Origin of the sequence: Nocardioides ochotonae (genome assembly GCF_011420305.2) — a bacterium.
GTDB lineage: Bacteria > Actinomycetota > Actinomycetes > Propionibacteriales > Nocardioidaceae > Nocardioides > Nocardioides ochotonae.
Window position 1 is genome coordinate 2,804,321 of sequence record NZ_CP061769.1, and the last position, 20,830, is coordinate 2,825,150.

Genomic DNA, 20,830 nt, shown 5'->3' on the forward strand with positions numbered 1-20,830 from the left:
CCGCTCCGGGACGCGGGTCGCCCTTCGTCCCCGACGGGAGATGGGTCACTCCCGAAACCTGGATGGTTCGAGTTTCAACTCGGTCTGGCGAGGATAGGAACACCTCATGAGTACCGGAGCGATGCACCGACAGGCGCCGGACCACGTCCGGCGCGAAAGAACCGCCACCCTGCTCGCCGAGGCCGCCCAGTGCGGTCCGGGCGAGCGCGAAGAGCTGCTGAACGAGGTCGTCGTTCTCAACATCCAGGTCGCCCACGCCGTGGCGCGACGCTTCCGCAACCGCGGGGTCCCGCTGGAGGACCTCGAGCAGGTCGCCTGCTGCGCCCTGGTGCGTGCGGCCGCGAAGTTCGACGTCTCCCAGGACCGTGACTTCCTGTCCTACGCCGTCCCCACCATGAGCGGTGAGCTGAAGCGCTACTTCCGCGACCACGGGTGGACCGTGCGGCCGCCGCGGCGCATCCAGGAGATCCACTCCAAGGTCGTCGCCCTGCACCGCTCGGGCATGGAGGACGGCCGTCCCGCCACTGCGGAGGACATCGCGGCGGCGCTGGACATCCCGGTGACCGACGTCCGCGAGGCGCTGGAGACCCAGGGCTGCTTCCAGCCGGCCTCGCTGGACTACACGCTGCACGAGGACGGCGACATGACCGTCGGCGACCTGCTCAGCAGCGACGACGAGAGCGAGCGCGAGGCCCTCGAGGCGCGGGTGATGCTCCAGCCGGTCGTGCGCCGCCTCTCCGAGCGCGACCGCCGGATCCTGCACCTGCGCTTCGCCGAGGACTGCACCCAGGCCCAGATCGGCGAGGAGCTCGGCGTCACCCAGATGCAGGTCTCCCGCCTGCTCAGCCGCATCCTGGACGGCCTTCGCGAGGACCTCGCGGTCGACGAGCTCCAGGGGCGCTGAGCCCCAGCCCCCTCCCACGACTTCACAGCGCCGGCCCGTCACGGGCCGGCGCTGCGGTCGTTCCGGGTGCGATCAGGTGCTCCGGGCGCGCACTAGCCTTCGGGCATGCCCCGCCTGCTGGTCGTCCACCACACCCCCACCGCGTCCGTGCAGCGCCTCGCCGAGGCCGTCGTCGCGGGCACCCGCGACGAGGCCATCGAGGGGGTCGAGGTGGTCGTGCGCCCGGCCCTGGCGGCGAGCGCGCAGGACGTGGTCGAGGCCGACGGCTACCTGCTCGGCACGCCGGCGAACTTCGGCTACATGTCAGGGGCGCTGAAGCACTTCTTCGACTCCACGTTCCACCGGGCCGGGGGCGCGCTCGGCGAGGACGGCTCCGCCGCGCAGGTGGGGACGGGTCGCCGCCCCTACGGTCTGTGGGTGCACGGGCGCTACGACACCACCGGCGCGGTGCGCTCGGTGGAGGCCATCACCGGGGCGCTGCCGTGGGTCCGTTCGGCGCCCGTGCTCGAGGTCCTGGGCGACGTCGCCGCGGAGGATCTCGAGGCGGCGTACGACCTCGGAGGCACGATCGCCGCCCTGCTCAGCCCGGCGTGAGCCGGAGAGCGGGCGGCGAACGGGTCGAGCAGGTGTCAGGCGACCACGGACGGGCCGGACGAGGAGGAGTCGTCACCGTCGAGCGAGGTGAGGTAGGGCAACGCGCACACGAGCAGCACGCGCTGGGCGATGGTGCCGGGTTCGGCGACCAGGGTGATCGTGGTGCCGTTCTGCTCCGCGGAGCGAAGGGCGGTGACCAGCACGCTCACCGCCACGCTGGGCAGGTAGTCAGCGTCGCTGAGGTCGATGTGCAGGGGGATCGTGTAGTCCTCGGAGTGCTCGCGGATCGCGTTGCGCAGTGCGATCACGGCGTACTCGTCCACCGACCCGCTGACGCTCAGCACGTCGGAGGTCTTGGTCACCGAGAAGGGCCTCTCTTCCATGCCTCGAACCCTAGGGGGTCGTGGTCCCAAAAGTCACTTGGGGGCCTCACCCCCTCGGGCGAATTTCCGCCGGAGGGCGGCTTCACGGTGACCACCCAGGTATTTCTCAGCTGCTCGGACGGTCCCCGGCCCGCTCGGTGACGTAGGGAAGACGCACCAGATCCAGGACGTGCTGGGCCGGTGACCCCATGGGCGCGACCAGACGGACCCGCCCGGCGCCGCGGTCGTCAGCGGGCTCGAGCACCTCGAAGAGCGTCTGCACCCCCGCGCTCGCGAGGAGGGTGACCCCGGACAGGTCGATCCAGACCTCTCGGGTGCCGCCGCGGGTGGCGTGGGCGAGGCGACGGCGGAACTCGTCGGCCGAGCGCTGGTCGACCGCCCCACGCAGCGCCAGACGGCCCTCGTCGGCCTCCATGACCATGGGCTCGTGCCCTTGGCTTCGGCCGGGGGCGGCGGAGGAGGTCAGCAGACCGGCCTCGGTGCTGGGCCAATAGCGCAGCCACACCCTCGTCCCCTCCTCGCCGTGGCGCACGTGGAGCTCGTCGGCGAAGCCGCGTGCCATCGCCAGGCCGCGGCCGCGGCCGCGCTCTGCGCCGGGCGCACGCCAGCGACCGTGGTCACGGACGCTCAGCTCGATCGCCCCGCCGGGAAGCAGATCGCCGCGCACGGCCACCACCGCCTCCGCGCGGCTCACGTCCGGCGGGTAGGCGTGCTCGACCGCGTTGCTGACGAGCTCGCCCACGGCGTGCTGGAGCGCGAGCTCGTCGAGACGGCCGACCCCGACGGAGTCGAGCCACGTGCTGAGGTCGTGCCGCACCACCCGCAGGGTGTCGGGGAGGGCGGGCAGCACCAGCTCCAGCGGCGCGGGGGCCGCCACGACCTGGGCCGCCAGGAGCGTGACGTCGTCCTCCATGCCACCGGCCCGGGTGAGGTCCTCCACGGTGCGGCGGGCCACGCACTCGACGAGGCTCTCGTCGTCGGCCTGCGGGGCCGCTCCCACGACCCGACCGACCAGGTGCGCGAGGTCCAGGGTGTTCTGGCTGACGGAGCGCCCCGGACGCTCGACCAGTCCGTCGCTGTACAGAAGCACCACGTCGCCCTCGGAGAGCGGGTGCTCTTGGAGCACGAACGGGTAGCCGGCCCCGAGCGGCGCGGCGCCGGAGCCGGGCAGGTAGGTCGTCTCCCCCGCGGCCGAGGAGACGAGCGGCGGCGGGTGACCGGCCGTGCAGTAGTGCAGGGTGCGGCGATCGGCGCTGACGACGGCGACCGCGAGCGTGGCCGACCGTGCAGCGGCGACCCGGTGCGCCCGGCGTTCCAGCGCCTCGAGCGCGGCGACGACGTCGCCGTCGAGGCGCACGCGCTCCTCGAAGAGCGTGCGCAGCTCGCCCATCACCACCGACGCCCGGACCCCGTGGCCCACCACGTCGCCGACGACCATCACCGTGCGACCGTCGGGTAGGGCCAGGACGTCGAACCAGTCGCCGCCGGCGGAGGCGCCGTCCTCGGCCAGCAGGTAGCGGGCGGCGAGGGAGAGTCCCGGCACGATCGGCAGCCCGTCGGGGAGCATTGCGTCCTGCAACGTCACGAGGACCTCGGTGGTCGCGTCCGTGCGGGCCCGGGCCTCCCTGGTGCGGGCGACGGCCGCCGACGCGGCGCGCCGGTGCGCGGACTCGGTGCGATCGTCACCCTGGGCGATGACGCCGCGGACCCGACCGTCCTCGTCGCGCCACGGGCTGAGGACACAGCGGTAGAACGCGTCGGTCGTCGATCCGGGGACGCGCCACTCCTCGGCGACGAACGGCACGCCGCTCGCGACCACCTCGCGGGCCCTCGCCACGATCGGCGCACCCGCCGGCCCCGGGAACGCCTCGGCGGCGGGGCGGCCGCGCAGGTCGCCGAACATCGCCCGTGAGTCCGCGTTCATCGCGGTGAGCACCAGGTCGGGACCCTCGGCGACCGCCAACAGCCCCGGCGCGTGCTCGAACGCCGCAAGTGCTGCTTCGGACGGACCCTCGTGTGCCACGTTGTTGACCTCTCCGTGGTGGTTCATCGGTGGACCTGCGCCTCGGCCGCTCGAGCGTGCCCGCGCGACGACCTGCACCCCGGCGGCGCACCCCGGCTGCTTGGCCGTCGTGGCCGAGTCGCTGCCAGCATGATCCCCCTTGAGGGTCGCGTCGTCGCACGCCGCATCCCGTGATGGACACGACACGTGCCTCGGGCTGGGCGGTACCCGAGCCCCGTGGTCGATAACCCGCGCGGCCGCGACCCGCTGTCGGACCCGCGCCCCTCCGCGCTCAGCAGGGCACGGGACAGGGACCGAACGCCCGATGGGGCTTGCGCGTGATGCGCACGCGGGTAGCGTGGCGAGTCCGAGCACGGGCCGCATCCCCGCTGAAGAAGCCGGCGGGGCACCACCGCACGACGGATGGACCCGCCCCATGTCACCTGAGCACCTCGAGACCACCCACTCCACAGCCGGCGCAGCCACGGTGAGGGCCTCCCGAGTCCCGGGAACGGACCCCGCCCGGGCCCGCGACGGCGACCGCGGCAAGACCCGCCAGCAGCGCTCCGACCTGACCCGCGACCTGCTGGACCGCGCAGCCGCGACCCAGGACCCTGCCGCGCGCGCCGTACTGCTCGAGGAGGTGGTCCTCGTCAACCGGGGGGTGGCGGAGGCGGTCGCGGCGCGCTATCGCAACCGCGGGATCGCCCAGGACGACCTGGTCCAGGTCGCCTACGAGGGCCTGACGAAGGCGGTCAAGCGCTTCGACCCCGCCCTGCGCAACGACCTGCTCACCTACGCCGTGCCGACGATCCGTGGGGAGGTCCAGCGCTACTTCCGCGACCAGGGCTGGACGGTGCGCCCCCCGCGTCGCATCCAGGAGCTGCAGTGGCGCGTCAACCGCTGCCTCGACGACCTGGGGCACGAGCTCGGTCGCGAGCCGAGCGACGAGGAGGTCATGCGCCGCCTCGGCCTCGACGCCACTGAGTACCGCGAGGTCGTCGAGGCCTTCGGCTGCTTCCAGCCCACGTCGCTGGACAACCCCGTCAGCACCGACGGCGCGACGACGTTGGGCGATCTCCTCGCCGACGAGGACACCGCGCAGCGCGCCAGCGAGGCCCGCGTCGTGCTGGCCCCGGTGGTCCGCCAGCTCTCCGAGCGCGACCGGCGGATCCTCTACCTGCGCTTCTTCGAGGACCGCACCCAGGAGCAGATCGGCCTGGAGCTGGGCGTGACCCAGATGCAGGTCTCCCGTCTGCTCACCCGGATCCTGCGCCGGCTCCGTGACCAGGTCGAGGGCGAGGGCGCGACGACGTGAGCCGCAGGACGGCGCCCGCATGAACGACGACACCCCGCTGGCGGCCTGCTTCGCCGCGCTGTCCGCGGATCTGCTCAACGCGCCCGGCGACCTGACCTGCCAGCGCGTCGTCGACCGCGCGGTCGAGGTCGTGCCCGGCGCCGACCGTGCGGGGATCACCCTGCGCGGCAAGCGGGGCCGGCCCACGACCGTCGCCGCGACCGACGAGATCGTCGAGCTCCTCGACAAGGAGCAGTACGCGCTGCGCGAGGGCCCCTGCCTGGACGCGGCCGGCGAGGAGCCGTACCGCGTGGCCAGCGACCTCCACGCCGACCAGCGGTGGCCGCGCTGGGCGCCGTACGCCGTGGACCTCGACGTCCGCTCGGTGCTCAGCCTGCGCCTGCACACCGGCAGCCGCACGCTCGGCGCGCTCAACCTGTACGCCGCGGGGCCGGGCGCCTTCGACCGACAGGCGTTCGACGTGGCCGCGGTCTTCACCATCCACGCCACCGAGGCGCTGCGCACGTCGGCACTCATCTCCGACCTGCGGGCCGCGCTCGAGTCGCGCCACGTGATCGGCACCGCGCAGGGCCTGCTCGCGGCGCGCTACGACCTGAGCTACGAGGCGGCCTTCGCGGTGCTGCGCCGCTTCTCCAACGAGACCAACACGCCGTTGCGCGAGGTGGCCGAGCGGGTCATGGAGACCCGCGACCTCCCGTCTGCCCCGACCTCCCGGGACGTCGCCGGGGCGCGCGGCGCCGGGGACGAGGAAGACGGCGGGCCGGCCGCGAGCCGCTAGGATCGGGCGCCGACCCGCTTCACGGCACCGTTCGTGCCGAACCCCTCGCGATCCGCCCGGGAGGACCCGTTGCTCCGCCGTGCCCGACACCTGTCCGGACGCGCCGCGACCCTCGCGGTCGTCCTCGCCCTGCTCGCCTCCGGGTGCAGCGACGGGGAGGCGCAGGGACACGACCCGGACCCCGCGCAGGTCGACGGCGTGGAGATCCCCGAGATCGGCGCGTGCCGGGTGCTGACCCCCGAGGACGTCGACCAGCCGAGCAACGCGACCCGCACCGTGGACTGCGCCGAGGAGACCCACACCGCGCAGACGTTCGCGGCCGGGGAGTTCCCCGAGCGGCTGCACGACGTGGATCGCGACGCCGAGGCACTGGGTGACTTCGCCTACCGGGTCTGCTCCACGTCGTTCATGTCCCACCTGGGCGCCGACGAGAGCCTGGTCATGCGCAGCATGCTGAGCTGGGCCTGGTTCCGGCCCTCCGAGGAGGCGTGGGCCGACGGTGCGCGCTGGTACCGCTGCGACGTCGTCGGCGGCGGCGAGCAGTCGACGGAGTACCTCACCCTCCCGGAGAAGACCCGCGGCCTGCTCGGCGGCAACCCCGACGACCGGTGGATGGCCTGCGTCGAGGGCCCCACCGTCCAGGGCGCACCGCGTGTGTCGTGCTCGGAGAAGCACGACTGGCGCGCGATCAGCGCGATCAAGGTCGGCGAGCCCGACGATCCCTACCCGGGCGACCGGGTGGTCGAGGTCACCACCCGCGACTACTGCTCGCGCTGGATCGGCGCTTGGCTGGAGTACCCCGTCAGCTACGACTACGCCTACACCTGGTTCCACGAGGCGGAGTGGGAGGCCGGCAACCGGAGGTCGGTGTGCTGGGCGCGCACCGAGCGCTGAGCCGCAAGCGCCCGGCTGTCCGCCTGGCCGCGGCGGTGGTCGCGGCGGTGCTGCTCGCCGGGTGCACCGGCGACACAGGTGACACCAACGGGCCGAGCGACCCCGACCGGACCGCCACCGGATCCGCGGCACCCACCCCGGCCCCGACGGCGCGGGCGGTCCCGGCGCCGAAGGTCGGCAGCTGCCACCGGTTGACCTACGCCCAGGCCGTCGCGCCCACCGCCCCCGAGGGCTCGGTGCCGTGCGCACAGCCGCATACCTCGATCACGTACGCCGCCGGCGCGCTGGACGACGTGGTCCGCGGCCACCTCGTGGCGGTCGACTCCGCCCGGGTGCAGGAGCAGGTGGCCCGCACCTGCCCCCGCGAGCTCCAGGGCTTCCTCGGCGGCACCCCGGACGACCTGCGGTTGAGCATGCTGCGCCCGATCTGGTTCACCCCGACCGTCGAGCAGTCCGACGAGGGCGCGCGGTGGTACCGCTGCGACGTCATCGAGGTCACCGCCGGCAAGCGGCTCGTCCCACTGGGCCGCGACCTGCGCGGTGCCCTGGGACGTACCGATGACCGCGAGCGCTACGCGATGTGCGGCACCGCTGCACCGGACGCCGCGTCGTTCCGCCGCGTGCCGTGCGCCGAGCCGCACACCTGGCGCGCGATCTCGGTGGTCGACCTCCCGGACGGCGCCTACCCCGGCACCGACGCCGTGCGCGACGCCGGTCAGGCGCCGTGCGAGGACGCCGGCCGCGACGTCGCGGCCGACCCGCTCAGCTTCACGTGGGGCTATGAATGGCCGACCCGCGAGCAGTGGGCGGCTGGCCAGACCTACGGCCGGTGCTGGGCACCGGACTGAGGTCCGGCGCCCGGCGTACCGGCGCTCAGAACCCGAGCTTGCGCAGCTGGCGCGGGTCGCGCTGCCAGTCCTTGGCGATCTTGACGTGCAGGTCGAGGTAGACCGGGGTGCCGAGGAGGGCCTCGATCTGGCGTCGCGCGTCGGTGCCGACCTTGCGCAGCCGCGCGCCCTTGCGTCCGATCATGATCCCCTTCTGCGAATCCCGCTCGACGTAGATGTTGGCGTGCACGTCGAGCAGCGGACGGTCCTCGGGGCGGTCCTCGCGCAGGTTCATCTCCTCGACCACCACGGCGATCGAGTGCGGGAGCTCGTCGTGGACGTCCTCGAGGGCGGCCTCGCGGATCAGCTCGGCGACCAGGATCTCCTCGGGGGCGTCGCTGAGGTCGCCGTCGGGGTAGAGCTGCGGGCCCTCGGGCAGGAGCTTGATCAGCAGGTCGGCCAGCAGGTCGATCTGGTCGCCCCGGCTCGCCGACACCGGCACGACCTCGGCCCACTCCACGCCGACCTCTTGGCCGAGCCGGGTGATGTCGAGCAGGTGCTGGCCGATCTGCTCGGGGGTGGCCAGGTCGGTCTTGGTGGCGATCGCGACCTTCTTGGTGCGCTTCACCTTGGCCATCTCGTTGACGATGAAGCGGTCGCCGGGACCGATCTTCTCGTTGGCGGGGAAGCACGCGGCGACGACGTCGACCTCGGCCAGGGTGGTCTTCACCAGGTCGTTGAGACGCTCGCCCAGCAGCGTGCGCGGGCGGTGCAGGCCGGGGGTGTCGACCAGCACGAGCTGGGCGTCCGGTCGGTGCACGATGCCGCGCACGACCGTGCGCGTGGTCTGCGGCTTGGAGCTGGTGATCACGACCTTCGCGCCCACCAGCGCGTTGGTCAACGTGGACTTGCCGGCGTTGGGCCGGCCCACGAACGACGCGAATCCACTGCGGTGCGCCTGCTCGGTCATCAAGCCTCCTGCTGGGCGTCCGTCGGGAGGTCCCGATCGGCCGCGTCCTGCTGGGCGTCGTAGTCGGCCCAGATCTGCTGCTCGTTCTTGCCCGCCGCCCGGCCGGCGCGCCACACGGGGCCCGGGTCGACGGCGCGCGGCTGGCGTCGGGCCACGCCGCGCCAGTAGCCCATCACGTCGTACGCCGTGCTCGGCAGCTGCCGCTCACGCATCAGGTGCTTGCGGATCGCGCGCATCTGCGCGGACTCCCCGGCCATCCAGAAGTAGCCCTCGCCCTCGGGCCAGTCGATGCCCTCCACGACCGCGGCCAGCGCGCTCTGCCCGTCGCCCGGCTGCTCGAGCCAGGTCACCTCCGGGCCTGCGGGGAGGTAGTCGGCCAGCTCGGCCGGGGCACCGGCCGGCACCTCGGCCCAGATGCGGGTCGGGACCTCGACGCTCTCGGCGATGCGCGCCATGGCGGGCATCGCGGTGAGGTCGCCCACCAGCAACAGCCACCCGGCGTCGGACGGCATCGCGAAGGACCCCTTCGCCTCGGTGACGGTGACCTGCTCCCCGACCACCTCGCCGGGCCCGCGGCGGCGCGCCCACTCGGTGACCAGGCCGACGTCGTGGACGACCACGTCGAGGACCAGCTCGGCGCCGTCGAAGGAGCGCACGGTGTAGTAGCGGCTCTGGAACTGCCCGGGGATCACCAGCCCCACCCACTCGTCGGGAATGCCGGTGGAGGTGAAGCCGGAGAGGCCGGGTCCACCGAGGACGAGCCGCACGAGATGCTCCGAGAGCTGCTCGCGGCCCACGACCTCCGCGGTGTACTGCTGGGCTCGGGTGCTCACCCCCCGAGGTTACCGGTGCCCGCGCTCAGAACGTGTGCCGGAGCGGGTAGCCACTGCTCCCCTGCTCGTCGGTGCGCGTCGCCAGCACGTGGTGCAGCTGGATCTCGTTGTGCTCGAAGCCCAGCCGGCTCCCCGCCATGTAGAGCCCCCAGACCCGGGCGGTGCCGACGCCGACCTCCGCGACGCACTCCTCCCAGTGCTCGACGAGGTTGGCGCACCATGCGGTGAGGGTGCGCGCGTAGTGGGCCCGGAAGTTCTCGTGGTGCTGCACCTCCAGCCCGACGTCCTCCACCGCCGCGACGATGGTCCCCGAGCCGGCGAGCTCGCCGTCGGGGAACACGTAGCGGTCGATGAACGGCCCCGCCGTGGCCCGGCGGGTGTTGTCGTGGCGGGTGATGCAGTGGTTGAGCAGCCGCCCGCCCGGCCGCAGCCGGTCGCGGGCCCACCCGAAGTACGCCGGGTAGTTGCGCACCCCGATGTGCTCGGTCAGCCCGATCGAGGAGATGGCGTCGAAGTCGCGCTCGGGCACCAGGCGGTAGTCGAGGTGACGCACCTCCGCGAGCTCCTCGAGGCCCTCCTCGTGGATCCGCTCCTGGGCCCACTCGGCCTGGGCGCGCGACAGGGTGACGCCCAGCGAGCGCACGCCGTACTCGCGCGCGGCGTGCAGCACCATCCCGCCCCAGCCGCAGCCGAGGTCGAGCAGCCGCTGCCCCGGACGCAGGTCGAGCTTGCGCGCGACCAGGTCGTACTTGTGCTCCTGGGCGATCTCCAGGCTCGCGCCCTCCTCCGGGTAGACCGCGCAGGTGTAGGTCATCGACGGGCCCAGGACGTGACGATAGAAGGCGTTGGAGACGTCGTAGTGGTGCTGGATGGCCCCGGCGTCGCGGCCCAGCGAGTGCCGCAGCCCCTCGACCGTGCGGCGCCAGCGGGGCAGCTGCTCCTGCGGGGGCGGCGAGGGCGGTACGAGGGGCACCACCCCGAGCCCGCGCAGCAGCGCGACCACCTCTCCCGGCGCCGGGGGACGCAGGTGCAGGCCGGTGCGCAGCAGGGCGAGCGCCCGGTAGGGGTCGCCGGGGTGCACGCCGTGGAGGACCAGGTCGCCAGCGACGTACGCGCGGACCAGCCCGAGGTCGCCCGGCGCGGTGAGCAGGTAGCGCAGGCCGCGCTCGGTGAGCAGCTCGAGGCGGATGTCGGCGTCGGCGGGACCCGCGGTGCTGCCGTCGTAGGCCTCGAAGCGCACGGGCAGCTCGCCGCGCACCAGTGTGCTGAGCGCGTCGCCGATGGAGATCGTCGGTCGGGAGAGGAGGGTCATCGCTTCTGCACCGCCTTGTCGTAGAGGTCCGTGAGCCGGCGGTCGGGATCGTGACGGTCCTTGACCGACGCCAGCAGGGGGCCGGCGTAGAGCCGGTCGAAGGTCTCGCGGTCGTAGTAGGAGTCGGAGTAGAGCGACTTGTGACCGCCGAGCTCGTGGACGCGTGCCTCGATGGCCCGGTTGAGGGGTGCCTGCGCCGCCTCCGGCCCGACCGGGACGGTGCCCCAGAACCCGACGTTGACGTAGGGCAGCCCGGGCACGAGCGGATAGGTCGGCCAGGCCCGGCGCGCGACCAGCGGGCAGAGCCAGACCGGGCGCATCCCGACCTCGCGGTCGAACCAGTCGAGGAACTCCGTCACCCGGTCGAGGGGCACCTCGACGTCCTGCACGACGCGTTCGCGCAGCGGTCGTCCGGCCCTCCGGTCGAGGCGGTCGACGACCCCGAAGCGATGGTCGAGGCCCACCAGCCGGTGGTAGACCTCCGAGCGGCGCCAGCGCCGCGGCCACAGCCGTCGTACGACGGGGTGCTGGACCCCGAAGGCCCCCGAGCACCAGAACCAGTCGGTGTCCCAGCGCCACAGGTAGTCGTGGATGCCCAGCAGGTCGGTGCGCCGCTCGCGGATGCTGCGGTAGTAGATCTGCGAGCCCGTGTAGTCGCTGGTCTCCCCCGGCTCCTCGCGCCAGGTCGCGAGGGTCAGGTAGAGCTCGTCCGGGCTGAACGCAACGCCGTCGAGGCCGTCGACGCGGACCCCGTCGTGCTCGCGTGTCGCGATGATCGACTCGACGACCTTCGCCAGCGACGCGGCGTCCTCGAAGCGCACGTGGCGCAGGTCGACGAACGGGCCGGCCGGCTCGAGCGCGATGCGCAGCCGGGTGGCGTAGCCCAGCGAGCCGTAGCTGTTGGGGAAGGTGTCGAAGAGCTCCTCCCCCGGCCGGGTCGTCACCACCACCCCGGAGCCGGTGAAGACGTCCATCTCCAGCACCGACTCGTGCGGCAGTCCGTTGCGGAAGCTCGTCGACTCGATGCCCAGGCCGCTCACGGCGCCGCCCAGCGTGATCGTGCGCAGCTGCGGGACCACCAGCGGCACCAGTCCGTGCGGCAGGGTCGCCTCGACCAGGTGCTCGTAGGTGCACATGCCCTGTACCTCGGCGGTGCGCGTGTGCGGGTCGACCGACAGCACCCCGGTCAGCCCGGAGACGTCGAGGCCCGGCGCCTGCGAGACGGCCCGGGGACGGAACAGGTTCGACGTCGTCTTGGCCAGGCGCACCGGTTGTCCGTCCGGCACGGCGGCGTAGGAACGCCGCAGGCGGGCGACCGCCTGCTCATGCTGCTGCCATGCGCGCGCACGCACCATCCACCGCACGCTAGCGGCCCGCGGACGACCCGTCGACACCCTTGGTGCATGCGGTGGCGCCGGCCCACGGACCCGTGGGCTCCGCCACCCCGGCGCATGAGGGCCCGGGGTGTCGGAGACCGACCCTGGATGATCCCCGCCCCCTCCCTCCCCCCGGTGCCGGCGCTGAGCAGCGTCCCCCCATGGCGCAGGTGGCTAGCGGAGCGGCCGCGGGCCGTGCTCGCGTTCAAGACCGCGGTCGCCGCCGCGGTGGCCTGGCTCGCGGTCCGTGAGGTCGGCGGGTTCCTCGCCGACTACCCCTGGTACGCCCCGCTCGGCGCGGTCGTGGCGGTCAACAACACCGTGGCCAGCTCTGTGCGCGACGCCTCCCGCGCGGTGTGTGCGGTGCTGCTGGGGGCAGGCCTGGCGTTCGGGGTGCGCCTGCTCGACCTGCCCTCCCCGGTGGCGCTGGCCGTCGTCGTCGGGGTCGGCACCGTGGTGGGCGGGCTCCGGTTCCTGCACGACCTGGGCAGCTGGGTGCCGGTCTCGGGGCTGTTCGTGCTGCTGGTCGGCGGCGGTGACCCGGTGCACTACCCCGTGGCGTACCTGGGTCTCACGGCGTTCGGCGCGCTGATCGGTGTCGCGATGAACCTCGCGTTCCCCCCGTTGCCGGTCCTGCGCACCAGCAGCGCCGAGAGCCGCCTGCGCGGGCTCCTGGCCGAGCAGCTCGACGCGCTCGCCGACGGGCTGATGAGCGAGGAGGTGCTCAGCACCGAGGAGTGGCGCGCTCGCCACCACGACCTGCTCCCCCGCATCCACGAGCTCGAGGGCGTGCTGGCCGAGCTCAACGACGCCCGCCGCGCCAACTGGCGCGTCGCCCGCTGGCGCGAGGTGACCGACCGTCAGCACGAGCAGGCACGCGCGCTGCACCAGCTCTCCCTGCTCGTCGAGGACGTCAGCTCGCTCATCGCGCACCGCGCCCACCTGCTGCGCATCGACGCCGAGGTCGGGGACTCGCTGATGGGCGACGCCGCGGAGACGCTCCAGGTGATGGCCGAGCTCCTGCGATCCCTGACCGGCCCGACCGCCCACGAGGAGGACCTGGTCAGGGCCGATGACACGGTGCAGCGCCTGGCGACCGCGATCCGGGAGAACAACGCCGGCTCACGCCAGGACGGCTTCGTGGCCGCCTCCATCGTGACCTCGGTACGCCGCGCGCTCGCCTCGCTGACCCCGGAGGAGCTCGCCGACCGGATCCCGTCGCACTGGTGATCGGGTGAGTGGGGGAGCCGGCTGAGCCGGCCCGCGGTGGGCCTGCGCGCAGGACCTCCGCCAGTGCTCAGGCGGGCTCAGCGCCGACCGGCGTGGTGAGGGTCTCCAGCACCCGGCCGCGCCCGTCGCCGCGGTGCACCGGCAGGCCCGCGCCGGCGAACTCGCCCAGCGCGGCGAGGTCGCCGCTGGCGACCTCCGTGGCCTCGGTGAGCACCACCGCGGCCTCCAGGCCGCGCGAGCCGGACGCGACGGCCATCGCGATGCACACGCCCACGGCGGACACCTGCAGCGAGGACAGGTCGACGGTGGCGGCGGCGTAGGTGCGCCCGTCGCTGTCGCGCACCGCGGCCCCCTCGGCCGCGCCGGTGCGTGCGCGGGTCGCCCGCGCCAGGGTGACGAGCTTCTTGTCCTCGGCCGTCAGCTCAGTCACGTGTTGCCTCCTGCTTGTCCTGACCGGTGTGGTCCCTCTGGTCGTGCTTGTGGTCGTGCCTGTTGTCCTGACGGCTGTCGCGCCGGCCCTCGGGGGCGTCGGACTCGCGTGCGGCCTGGTCGACGAGGCTGATGCGCACCGTGCCGATCTTGTTGCGCCGACCAGCGGTGTCCTCGGCCTGGAAGCGCAGCCCGTGCGCCTCGACCTGGGAGCCCGGGATCGGGACGAGACCGAGGTGCTTGGCCATCAGGCCGCCCACGGAGTCGACGTCCTCCTCCTCGACGTCGAAGCCGACGAGCTCGTCAAGGTCGTCGACGGGGTAGCGCGAGGAGACCCGGAAGGACCCGTCGTCGAGGTGCTCGACCTCGATCTCCTCCTCGTCGTACTCATCGGTGATCTCCCCGACGATCTCCTCGAGGATGTCCTCGATCGTGACCAGACCGGCGGTGCCGCCGTACTCGTCGACGACGATCGCGACGTGCTGGCGGTTGGCCTGCATCTCGGAGAGCAGCGCGTCGACCGGCTTGGACTCCGGCACGAAGTGGGCCGGTCGCATGACCGCCTCGATGCGCTGGGTGAGCTCGACGTCGGGCGCCTCGAAGTCGCGACGCACGACGTCCTTGAGGTAGGCGAAGCCGACCACGTCGTCGAGGTTGTCGTCGACGACCGGGACGCGGGAGAACCCGCTGCGCAGGAACAACGAGAGCGCCTGGCGCAGGTTCTTGTGGCGCTCGAGGTAGACCACGTCGTTGCGCGGCACCATCACCTCGCGCGCGGTGGTGTCGCCGAGCTCGAAGACGGAGTGGATCATCCGGCGCTCGCCGGACTCGATCAGCGCCGAGGCCTCCGCGAGGTCGACGAGCTCGCGCAGCTCGGTCTCGGTGGAGAACGGACCCTCGCTGAAGCCCTTGCCCGGGGTGAGCGCGTTGCCGATCAGGATCAGCAGCTTGGGCAGCGGGCCGAGCACCCGGGTGACCAGGCTGAGCGGGCCGGAGGAGAACAGCGCCACGGTGTCGGGGTGCTGGCGGCCCAACGTGCGCGGGGCCACGCCGATCACCACGAACGAGACGACCAGCATGATCGCGATCGCGGTGAGCGTGCTGACCCAGAAGGCGGCCTCGAGCGCCTTCTCGATCTGCAGCGCCACCAGGACGGTGGCGGCGATCTCGCACAGCAGGCGCAGGAAGAGCGCGGTGTTGAGCGCGGGGGCCGGGTCGTCGAGAAGGGCCCGCAGGCTGCGGGCACCGGGGCGGCGCTCGTCCTCGAGCTCCTCGGCGCGGGCGTGGGAGAACCCCGCGAGCGCGGCCTCCGCGGCCGAGAAGAGGCCCGCGAGGACCACCAGTGCCGCTGCCGTCACCAGCAGCCAGATATCGCCGGAGCTCACCGCCGGGTCACCTGGCCCGCCACGCCGCGAGGATCTCGTCCTGGAGACCGAACATCTCCTTGTGCTCCTCGGGCTCGTAGTGGTCGTAGCCGAGCAGGTGCAGGATGCCGTGCACGGTCAGCAGCTCGATCTCGGCCAGCGTGCCGTGACCGGCCGCCTCGCCCTGCTTGACCGCGATGTCGGGACACAGGACGAGGTCGCCGAGGACCCCCTCCTCGGGCTCCTCGTCGACCAGGCCGGGGCGCAGCTCGTCCATCGGGAAGGCGAGCACGTCGGTCGGGCCCTCCTTCTCCATCCAGGTCTCGTTGAGCTCGGCGATGGTGTCCTCGTCGACCGCCTTGATGCACAGCTCGGCCATCGGGTGGACGCGCATGCGATCCATCACGAAGCGGCTGAGCTGTGCCAGGTGCTGCACGTCGAGCCCGTGCCCGGACTCGTCGAGGACCTCGATGCTCACGAACGACCCTTCTGCTGTGTGGTGTGGGGGGTTGCGGGGCCGCGGGCGTCGAACTCGTCGTACGCCGCGACGATCTTGCCGACCAGGCGGTGGCGCACCACGTCGTGGCTGGTGAGCCGGTTGAAGGAGATGTCCTCCACGCCGTCGAGGATGTCCTGGATCACGCGCAGGCCGGACTTGGTGCCCGAGGGCAGGTCGACCTGGGTGACGTCGCCGGTGACCACGATCTTGGAGCCGAAGCCGAGCCGGGTGAGGAACATCTTCATCTGCTCCGGGGAGGTGTTCTGCGCCTCGTCGAGGATGATGAAGGAGTCGTTGAGGGTGCGCCCGCGCATGTAGGCCAGCGGCGCCACCTCGATGGTCCCGGCCGCCAGCAGCTTGGGGATCGTGTCGGGGTCGATCATGTCGTGCAGCGCGTCGTAGAGCGGGCGCAGGTAGGGGTCGATCTTCTCGCTCAATGTGCCGGGCAGGAACCCGAGGCGCTCGCCGGCCTCCACGGCCGGGCGGGTCAGGATGATCCGGTTCACGGCCTTGCCCTGGAGCGCCTGAACGGCCTTCGCCATGGCGAGGTAGGTCTTGCCGGTGCCGGCGGGACCGATGCCGAACGTGACCGTGTGCTTGTCGATGGAGTCGACGTAGCGCTTCTGGTTGAGCGTCTTGGGCCGGATCGAGCGGCCGCGGTTGGACAGGATGTTGAGGCTCAGCACGTCGGCCGGACGCTCGGTGGTCTCGGCGCGGAGCATCGTGATCACCCGCTCCACCGTCTCCGAGGACACCCCCTGGCCGGTGCGCAGGATGGTCACCAGCTCCTCGAGGAGCCGCTCGGCGAGCGCGATCTCGCCGGGCTCGCCGCGCATCGTGATCCGGTTGCCGCGGACGTGGAACTCCGCGTCGAAACCACCCTCGATGATGCCCAGGTGCTCGTCGCCCGGACCGAGCAGCGTGACCATGTCGATGCTGTTGGGCACGACCACGGTGTGCCGCGTCGTCGGCTTGCTCGGCGCGTCGCCGGCGGTGGGGAGGCTCGTGCGAGAACTGTGCGGGGAGTCAGTCATGGATGCCCGGGCGGGCGACCTTTCTTCACGGTGCTGGACCTCCCTCCATGCTACGGGAGCGGCCCGACAACCTCGACCGCGTTGTCGCCTGATCGTCGCCTGCGGGCCGGGGCCCGGCGTACCGTGGTGGCATGACGGGGCGTGAGGACGGGCCCTCGGCCCGGCCCGACGAGCCGGACCGGCCGGAGTCGCGCCCCGGGCCCGGGTCCGAGAACGGCCCGGAAGAGGGCACTGGGCACAGCACTGGGGAGCGTGACCTGCGGCCCGAGGACGGCGAGGACCTCGCCTACCTCGACGAGCACGACGACGACACCCCGCCCGCGTGGTTCGCCGGTCAGCACCTGCCCGAGGACGCGCGCCGGATGGGCCTGGACCACCGGGTCCCCGACGGCGCGCTGCTCGACTTCGCCGGGCGCCTGGACTCCTCCAAGCGCCTGCACCGGGTCACCGCGTGGGTGATGCTCGCGGTCTTCGGCACGCCGGTCCTGCTCCACGTGCTCCGGCTGCTGCGCGAGCTGACCTGACCGGCGCTCAGCCGGGCGGCCAGGTCAGTGCCCGGCCCCCGAGGACGTGCAGGTGGGTGTGGAAGACCGTCTGCCCGGCGCCCGCGCCGGTGTTGAAGACCAGTCGGTAGTCGTCGGGGTGACCCGCGTCCGCGGCCACCTGCGCGGCGGCGCCCACGAGCGCAGCGACCAGCGTCGGGTCGGCGGCCGCCAAGGCGGCGGCGTCCGCGTGGTGCGCGCGCGGCACCACCAGGACGTGGGTCGGCGCCTGCGGGTGGATGTCGCGGAAGGCGAGCGTGTGCTCGGTCTCGTGGACGACGTCGGCCGGGATCTCGCCGGCGACGATCTTGCAGAAGAGGCAGTCCTGGGTGCTCACCGTTCGATCCTGCCGCCTCGCACCGTCCCGCTGTCAACTGCCTGTCCGACTGGCCTGCCCAGCCGTCTGTCGACCTCACCGGCGCCGCACGCGTCGCATCCAGACCGGGAGCCGGCCCAGCCCGCGCGCCGACACGCGGCGGGGCCGGGGAGGCTCGGCACGGCCGCCACGACCAGAGAGGATGACCCCATGACCGCGACCCGCTGGACCCGCACCCTCTCCCTGACCGCCACGGCGGCCGTGACGCTCGCCGTGCTCGCCGGATGCGGCGACGACGAGCCGACCGCGCAGGACCCGGCGCCGACCGAGAGCTCCAGCGGCGGCACCTCGTCACCGTCGCCCACCGCGTCCGCGGAGCCCTCGGCTACCTCGACGCCGGACAGCGGCAAGCAGACCACCGTCCCGGCGTACTTCGTCGGCGACACCCCCCAGGGCGCTCGGCTCTACCGCGAGTTCCGCCAGGTGCCAGCCGACGACGCGCTCACGGCGGCGGCCCGGCTGGTGACCACCGGGGACGCGCTCGACCCGGACTACCGCACGCTGTTCCCCGGCGGGGAGCTCGCGAGCGTCGAGTACGCCGACGGCCGGTTCGTCGCCACGCTCGCGGACGACGGCTGGCGCGACGCGCCGTCCGGGATGTCGAAGCAGGACGCCGAGCTCGCCGTGCAGCAGCTGGTGCACACCCTCCAGGGCGTGCAGCAGGAACGTGCTCCCCTCGAGGTGGTCCTCGACGGCTCCCCCACCACCCTGCTCGGCGTCGACACCGCCGGCGGCGTCACCAACGCCGACCAGCTCAGCACGCTCGCCCTGGTCAACGTGACCTCCCCGGCCGAGGGCGCCCGCACCGGCGACACCATCACCGCCAGCGGGGTCGCGTCCTCCTTCGAGGCCACCGTGCCGTGGGAGGTACGCCGCGGCGACGAGGTCGTGCTCGACGGCTTCGCGACCGCGGAGGGCTGGATGGACCGGCTCTACCCGTGGGAGGTCGAGGTCGACCTGTCGGGCCTGGAGCCGGGTGAGTACACCTTCGTCGCCCGCACCGACGACCCGTCCGGCGGCGCCGAGGGCAACGGGCCGACCGAGGACACCAAGACCATCAACGTGGGCTAGGTCGCATAGCAGTCAACCTCGAGAAGGGCAAGGCGCCACGCCGTCAGTGGCTCGTGATAAATGATCGCCGTCCATTTTCCGGAGGTGACCATGCATCCAACCCTTCTCCGGCGACTGGCGGTCGTGCTCACCACGCTCCTGCTGGGCGCCACCACATTCCCACCCTCGCCCGCCGGGGCCACACCGGCACCCGGCGGGCAGGTCCGCGGCGGCGGCTCGTTCTTCACCGAGCTTCAGACGCACTCCATCACCGGCCAGCCGGGGCTTCGCACGATCGATGGCTTCGTCGCGCCGGCCGGCTTCGACCCGCTCAGCGGCTACCCGGAGACGACCCCGGAGGGATCCACGCCGCACCAGCACCCCTACCTGGGGCTGATCCTGGCGAAGGACGGCCGCGGCGAGAACGCCCTCACCTACTGCATCGACATGCGGGTCGGCACGGGGGCCGGGATCAACTACAAGCGTGGTGACTGGAGCGAGGCCAACGTGCCGCACCTCGGGTACCTCGGCTACATCCTGGAGAACTACTTCCCTGCCGCACCGGGTCCGGCGGGGGTCTCCGACGACCTCAAGGCGGCCGCCACGCAGGCCGCGATCTGGTACTTCACCGACCGACTGGTGATCGACGCGGAGGCCGAGCCCGAGCTGCACGAGCTGACGTCGGCCATCATCGCCGACGCGCTCGCCAACGGTCCTGCGACCGAGCCCGCGGAGCCGACCCTCTCCATCTCCCCCGACTCGGCCCTCGCGCCGGTGAGCGGGGAGCTGGTCGGGCCCTTCACCGTCACCGCCGACGGACCCGCGACGCTGCGGGTCGACGGCGTCGAGGTGTTCAGCGACGCCGCCGGCACCCAGCAGCTGCTCGCCGGCGACACCGTCCAGCCCGGAGCCCAGCTGTGGGTCCGCACGGCCAGTCCGGACACGCCCCAGGGATTCGCACTGCAACGCCAGGTTCGGGTCCCCGAGAGCACCGTCTACCTCTACGACGGCACCACCCCCGGCTGGGCCGACGCGCAGAAGCTGATCCTCGCCCAGGAGAAGACCCTCGAGGCGGTGGCGAGCGTGCGCATCACGCCGTACGCCGCGGGCGGGATCGACGTCGTCAAGACCATCGGCGGCACCGGGGCCGGGCTCCAGGACCGCGTGGTCGTCGAGGTCTCCTGCGCCACGGAGGACGGCGGGGACCCGGTCGTGCGCACGGCCACGATCCCGGCCGGGACCGGCGCGGGCAGCGAGACCCTGTCGTTCACCGACCTGCCGGCCGGGGCGCAGTGCACGATCACCGAGACCGAGAACGGCGACAACGACCTCGTCAACCTCACCGCCTCGTCCCTCGAGCCCAGCACCGTCACCATCGCTGAAGGTGCGGCCGTCCTGGTCGAGGCCAGCAACGAGTACGAGCGCGCGTTCGGGCAGCTCCAGGTCACCAAGCGGATCAAGGGTCCCGCCGCCGGTGCGCAGGACGAGGTCGTGATCGCCGTCGACTGCGACGACCCGGTGGGCACCTCCCCCGAGGGCGCCTTCGACCGGGAGTACACGATCCCGGCCGGAGCCCCGGCGGGCTCCCACCCGCAGGAGGTCGTCACCGGCATCCCCGCCGGCACCGTCTGCACGGTCGCCGAGATCGCCGACGGGGCCACCGACACCGTCGTCGCCGGGCCGGTGCGCATCACGCCGGCCACTGCCACGATCGCCGACGGGGAGACCGCGGCCGTGACCGTCACCAACACCTACCTCGAGCGGGAGGAGGTCGTCCCGGACCCGGAGCCGACCCCGGACCCTGACCAGGACCAGCTCGAGGACCAGGAGGAGGTCCAGGAGGAGGTCCAGGAGGACGAGGAGGCCGAGGTGGCCTCCGGCGACCTGCCCCACACCGGCGGGCAGGGTGGCCTGGTCGCGCTGCGCCTCGGACTGGCACTGCTGCTCAGCGGTGCCGGACTGCTGGCGCTGCGCCGCCTGGCCGGTCTCCGCACCCGGGGGTCGTGATCCCGGACGCGACGCGCGCCTGAGCGCGACGCGTCCGCTCCAGCGCCGTCACCCGCGCCCGCACCTGCGGGCGCGGGTGGCGGCGAGCCCGCTCGAGCCGGTCGTCGA

At 72.9% G+C, this 20,830-nt stretch carries 21 protein-coding genes; 10 read left to right on the top strand and 11 right to left on the bottom strand.

The window, feature by feature from the left end:
* Window positions 1-106: 106 nt before the first annotated feature.
* The gene (locus HBO46_RS13620; RefSeq protein WP_166140648.1) at window positions 107-904 is read left to right on the top strand and encodes a sigma-70 family RNA polymerase sigma factor; all 798 of its coding nucleotides are present in this window, start codon (window positions 107-109) and stop codon (window positions 902-904) included.
* 105 nt (window positions 905-1,009) lie between these two features.
* On the top strand, window positions 1,010-1,498 hold the full coding sequence (locus HBO46_RS13625; protein ID WP_166140647.1) for a flavodoxin family protein: 489 nt from the start codon (window positions 1,010-1,012) through the stop codon (window positions 1,496-1,498).
* 35 nt (window positions 1,499-1,533) lie between these two features.
* Here the strand turns inward: HBO46_RS13625 and HBO46_RS13630 are convergent, their stop codons facing one another.
* Both HBO46_RS13630 and HBO46_RS13635 read right to left on the bottom strand, forming a co-directional pair.
* Window positions 1,534-1,881, bottom strand: coding sequence for an STAS domain-containing protein (locus HBO46_RS13630; protein WP_166140646.1), 348 nt, complete (start codon window positions 1,879-1,881; stop codon window positions 1,534-1,536).
* Window positions 1,882-1,987: 106 nt separating this feature from the next.
* Window positions 1,988-3,931, bottom strand: a complete 1,944-nt coding sequence (locus tag HBO46_RS13635) for a SpoIIE family protein phosphatase (RefSeq protein ID WP_166140645.1) — start codon at window positions 3,929-3,931, stop codon at window positions 1,988-1,990.
* A 388-nt stretch (window positions 3,932-4,319) separates the two neighbouring features.
* Between HBO46_RS13635 and HBO46_RS13640 the strand changes: the two genes are divergently transcribed.
* From HBO46_RS13640 to HBO46_RS13655, 4 genes are all read left to right on the top strand, one after another.
* Window positions 4,320-5,201 (top strand): sigma-70 family RNA polymerase sigma factor, encoded by an 882-nt coding sequence (locus HBO46_RS13640; protein WP_166140644.1) that lies wholly within the window; start codon window positions 4,320-4,322, stop codon window positions 5,199-5,201.
* A 19-nt stretch (window positions 5,202-5,220) separates the two neighbouring features.
* A complete protein-coding gene (locus tag HBO46_RS13645; protein ID WP_166140643.1) occupies window positions 5,221-5,979 on the top strand; it encodes a GAF and ANTAR domain-containing protein in 759 nt (252 codons plus the stop codon).
* Window positions 5,980-6,048: 69 nt separating this feature from the next.
* The gene (locus HBO46_RS13650) at window positions 6,049-6,873 is read left to right on the top strand and encodes a septum formation family protein (protein WP_166140642.1); all 825 of its coding nucleotides are present in this window, start codon (window positions 6,049-6,051) and stop codon (window positions 6,871-6,873) included.
* Window positions 6,822-7,721 (top strand): septum formation family protein, encoded by a 900-nt coding sequence (locus HBO46_RS13655; protein ID WP_166140641.1) that lies wholly within the window; start codon window positions 6,822-6,824, stop codon window positions 7,719-7,721. Before HBO46_RS13650 ends, HBO46_RS13655 begins: the two co-directional genes overlap by 52 nt.
* Window positions 7,722-7,746: 25 nt before the next feature.
* On the opposite strand, the gene era is transcribed toward HBO46_RS13655, so the two are convergent.
* From era to HBO46_RS13675, 4 genes are read right to left on the bottom strand one after another with little or no spacing between them, the layout of a single operon-like run.
* On the bottom strand, window positions 7,747-8,670 hold the full coding sequence (gene era, locus HBO46_RS13660; protein WP_166140640.1) for a GTPase Era: 924 nt from the start codon (window positions 8,668-8,670) through the stop codon (window positions 7,747-7,749).
* Entirely contained in the window at window positions 8,670-9,503 is an 834-nt protein-coding gene (locus HBO46_RS13665; protein ID WP_166140639.1) for a siderophore-interacting protein, read from the bottom strand. The genes era and HBO46_RS13665 overlap by 1 nt, the downstream gene beginning before the upstream one ends.
* A 25-nt stretch (window positions 9,504-9,528) precedes the next feature.
* Window positions 9,529-10,815 (bottom strand): SAM-dependent methyltransferase, encoded by a 1,287-nt coding sequence (locus HBO46_RS13670; protein ID WP_166140638.1) that lies wholly within the window; start codon window positions 10,813-10,815, stop codon window positions 9,529-9,531.
* Window positions 10,812-12,170 (bottom strand): FAD-binding oxidoreductase, encoded by a 1,359-nt coding sequence (locus HBO46_RS13675; RefSeq protein WP_166140637.1) that lies wholly within the window; start codon window positions 12,168-12,170, stop codon window positions 10,812-10,814. Before HBO46_RS13675 ends, HBO46_RS13670 begins: the two co-directional genes overlap by 4 nt.
* Before the next feature lie 216 nt (window positions 12,171-12,386).
* Between HBO46_RS13675 and HBO46_RS13680 the strand changes: the two genes are divergently transcribed.
* A complete protein-coding gene (locus tag HBO46_RS13680; RefSeq protein WP_166140636.1) occupies window positions 12,387-13,421 on the top strand; it encodes an aromatic acid exporter family protein in 1,035 nt (344 codons plus the stop codon).
* 67 nt (window positions 13,422-13,488) lie between these two features.
* On the opposite strand, the gene HBO46_RS13685 is transcribed toward HBO46_RS13680, so the two are convergent.
* From HBO46_RS13685 to HBO46_RS13700, 4 genes are read right to left on the bottom strand one after another with little or no spacing between them, the layout of a single operon-like run.
* Entirely contained in the window at window positions 13,489-13,851 is a 363-nt protein-coding gene (locus tag HBO46_RS13685) for a cytidine/deoxycytidylate deaminase family protein (RefSeq protein ID WP_166140635.1), read from the bottom strand.
* A complete protein-coding gene (locus tag HBO46_RS13690) occupies window positions 13,844-15,235 on the bottom strand; it encodes a hemolysin family protein (protein ID WP_166140634.1) in 1,392 nt (463 codons plus the stop codon). The genes HBO46_RS13685 and HBO46_RS13690 overlap by 8 nt, the downstream gene beginning before the upstream one ends.
* 7 nt (window positions 15,236-15,242) lie before the next feature.
* The gene (gene ybeY, locus HBO46_RS13695; RefSeq protein WP_166140633.1) at window positions 15,243-15,692 is read right to left on the bottom strand and encodes an rRNA maturation RNase YbeY; all 450 of its coding nucleotides are present in this window, start codon (window positions 15,690-15,692) and stop codon (window positions 15,243-15,245) included.
* On the bottom strand, window positions 15,689-16,747 hold the full coding sequence (locus HBO46_RS13700; protein WP_166140632.1) for a PhoH family protein: 1,059 nt from the start codon (window positions 16,745-16,747) through the stop codon (window positions 15,689-15,691). The genes ybeY and HBO46_RS13700 overlap by 4 nt, the downstream gene beginning before the upstream one ends.
* A gap of 131 nt (window positions 16,748-16,878) precedes the next feature.
* Between HBO46_RS13700 and HBO46_RS13705 the strand changes: the two genes are divergently transcribed.
* Complete coding sequence (locus HBO46_RS13705; protein ID WP_166140631.1) at window positions 16,879-17,271, top strand: hypothetical protein; 393 nt, start codon at window positions 16,879-16,881, stop codon at window positions 17,269-17,271.
* A gap of 7 nt (window positions 17,272-17,278) precedes the next feature.
* Here the strand turns inward: HBO46_RS13705 and HBO46_RS13710 are convergent, their stop codons facing one another.
* Window positions 17,279-17,626, bottom strand: a complete 348-nt coding sequence (locus HBO46_RS13710; protein WP_166140630.1) for an HIT domain-containing protein — start codon at window positions 17,624-17,626, stop codon at window positions 17,279-17,281.
* A gap of 189 nt (window positions 17,627-17,815) precedes the next feature.
* Here HBO46_RS13710 and HBO46_RS13715 point away from each other — a divergent pair, with 189 nt between their 5' ends.
* Both HBO46_RS13715 and HBO46_RS13720 read left to right on the top strand, forming a co-directional pair.
* The gene (locus tag HBO46_RS13715; RefSeq protein ID WP_166140629.1) at window positions 17,816-18,736 is read left to right on the top strand and encodes a Gmad2 immunoglobulin-like domain-containing protein; all 921 of its coding nucleotides are present in this window, start codon (window positions 17,816-17,818) and stop codon (window positions 18,734-18,736) included.
* A 90-nt stretch (window positions 18,737-18,826) separates the two neighbouring features.
* Window positions 18,827-20,722, top strand: a complete 1,896-nt coding sequence (locus tag HBO46_RS13720; protein WP_166140628.1) for a thioester domain-containing protein — start codon at window positions 18,827-18,829, stop codon at window positions 20,720-20,722.
* Window positions 20,723-20,830: the final 108 nt, after the last annotated feature.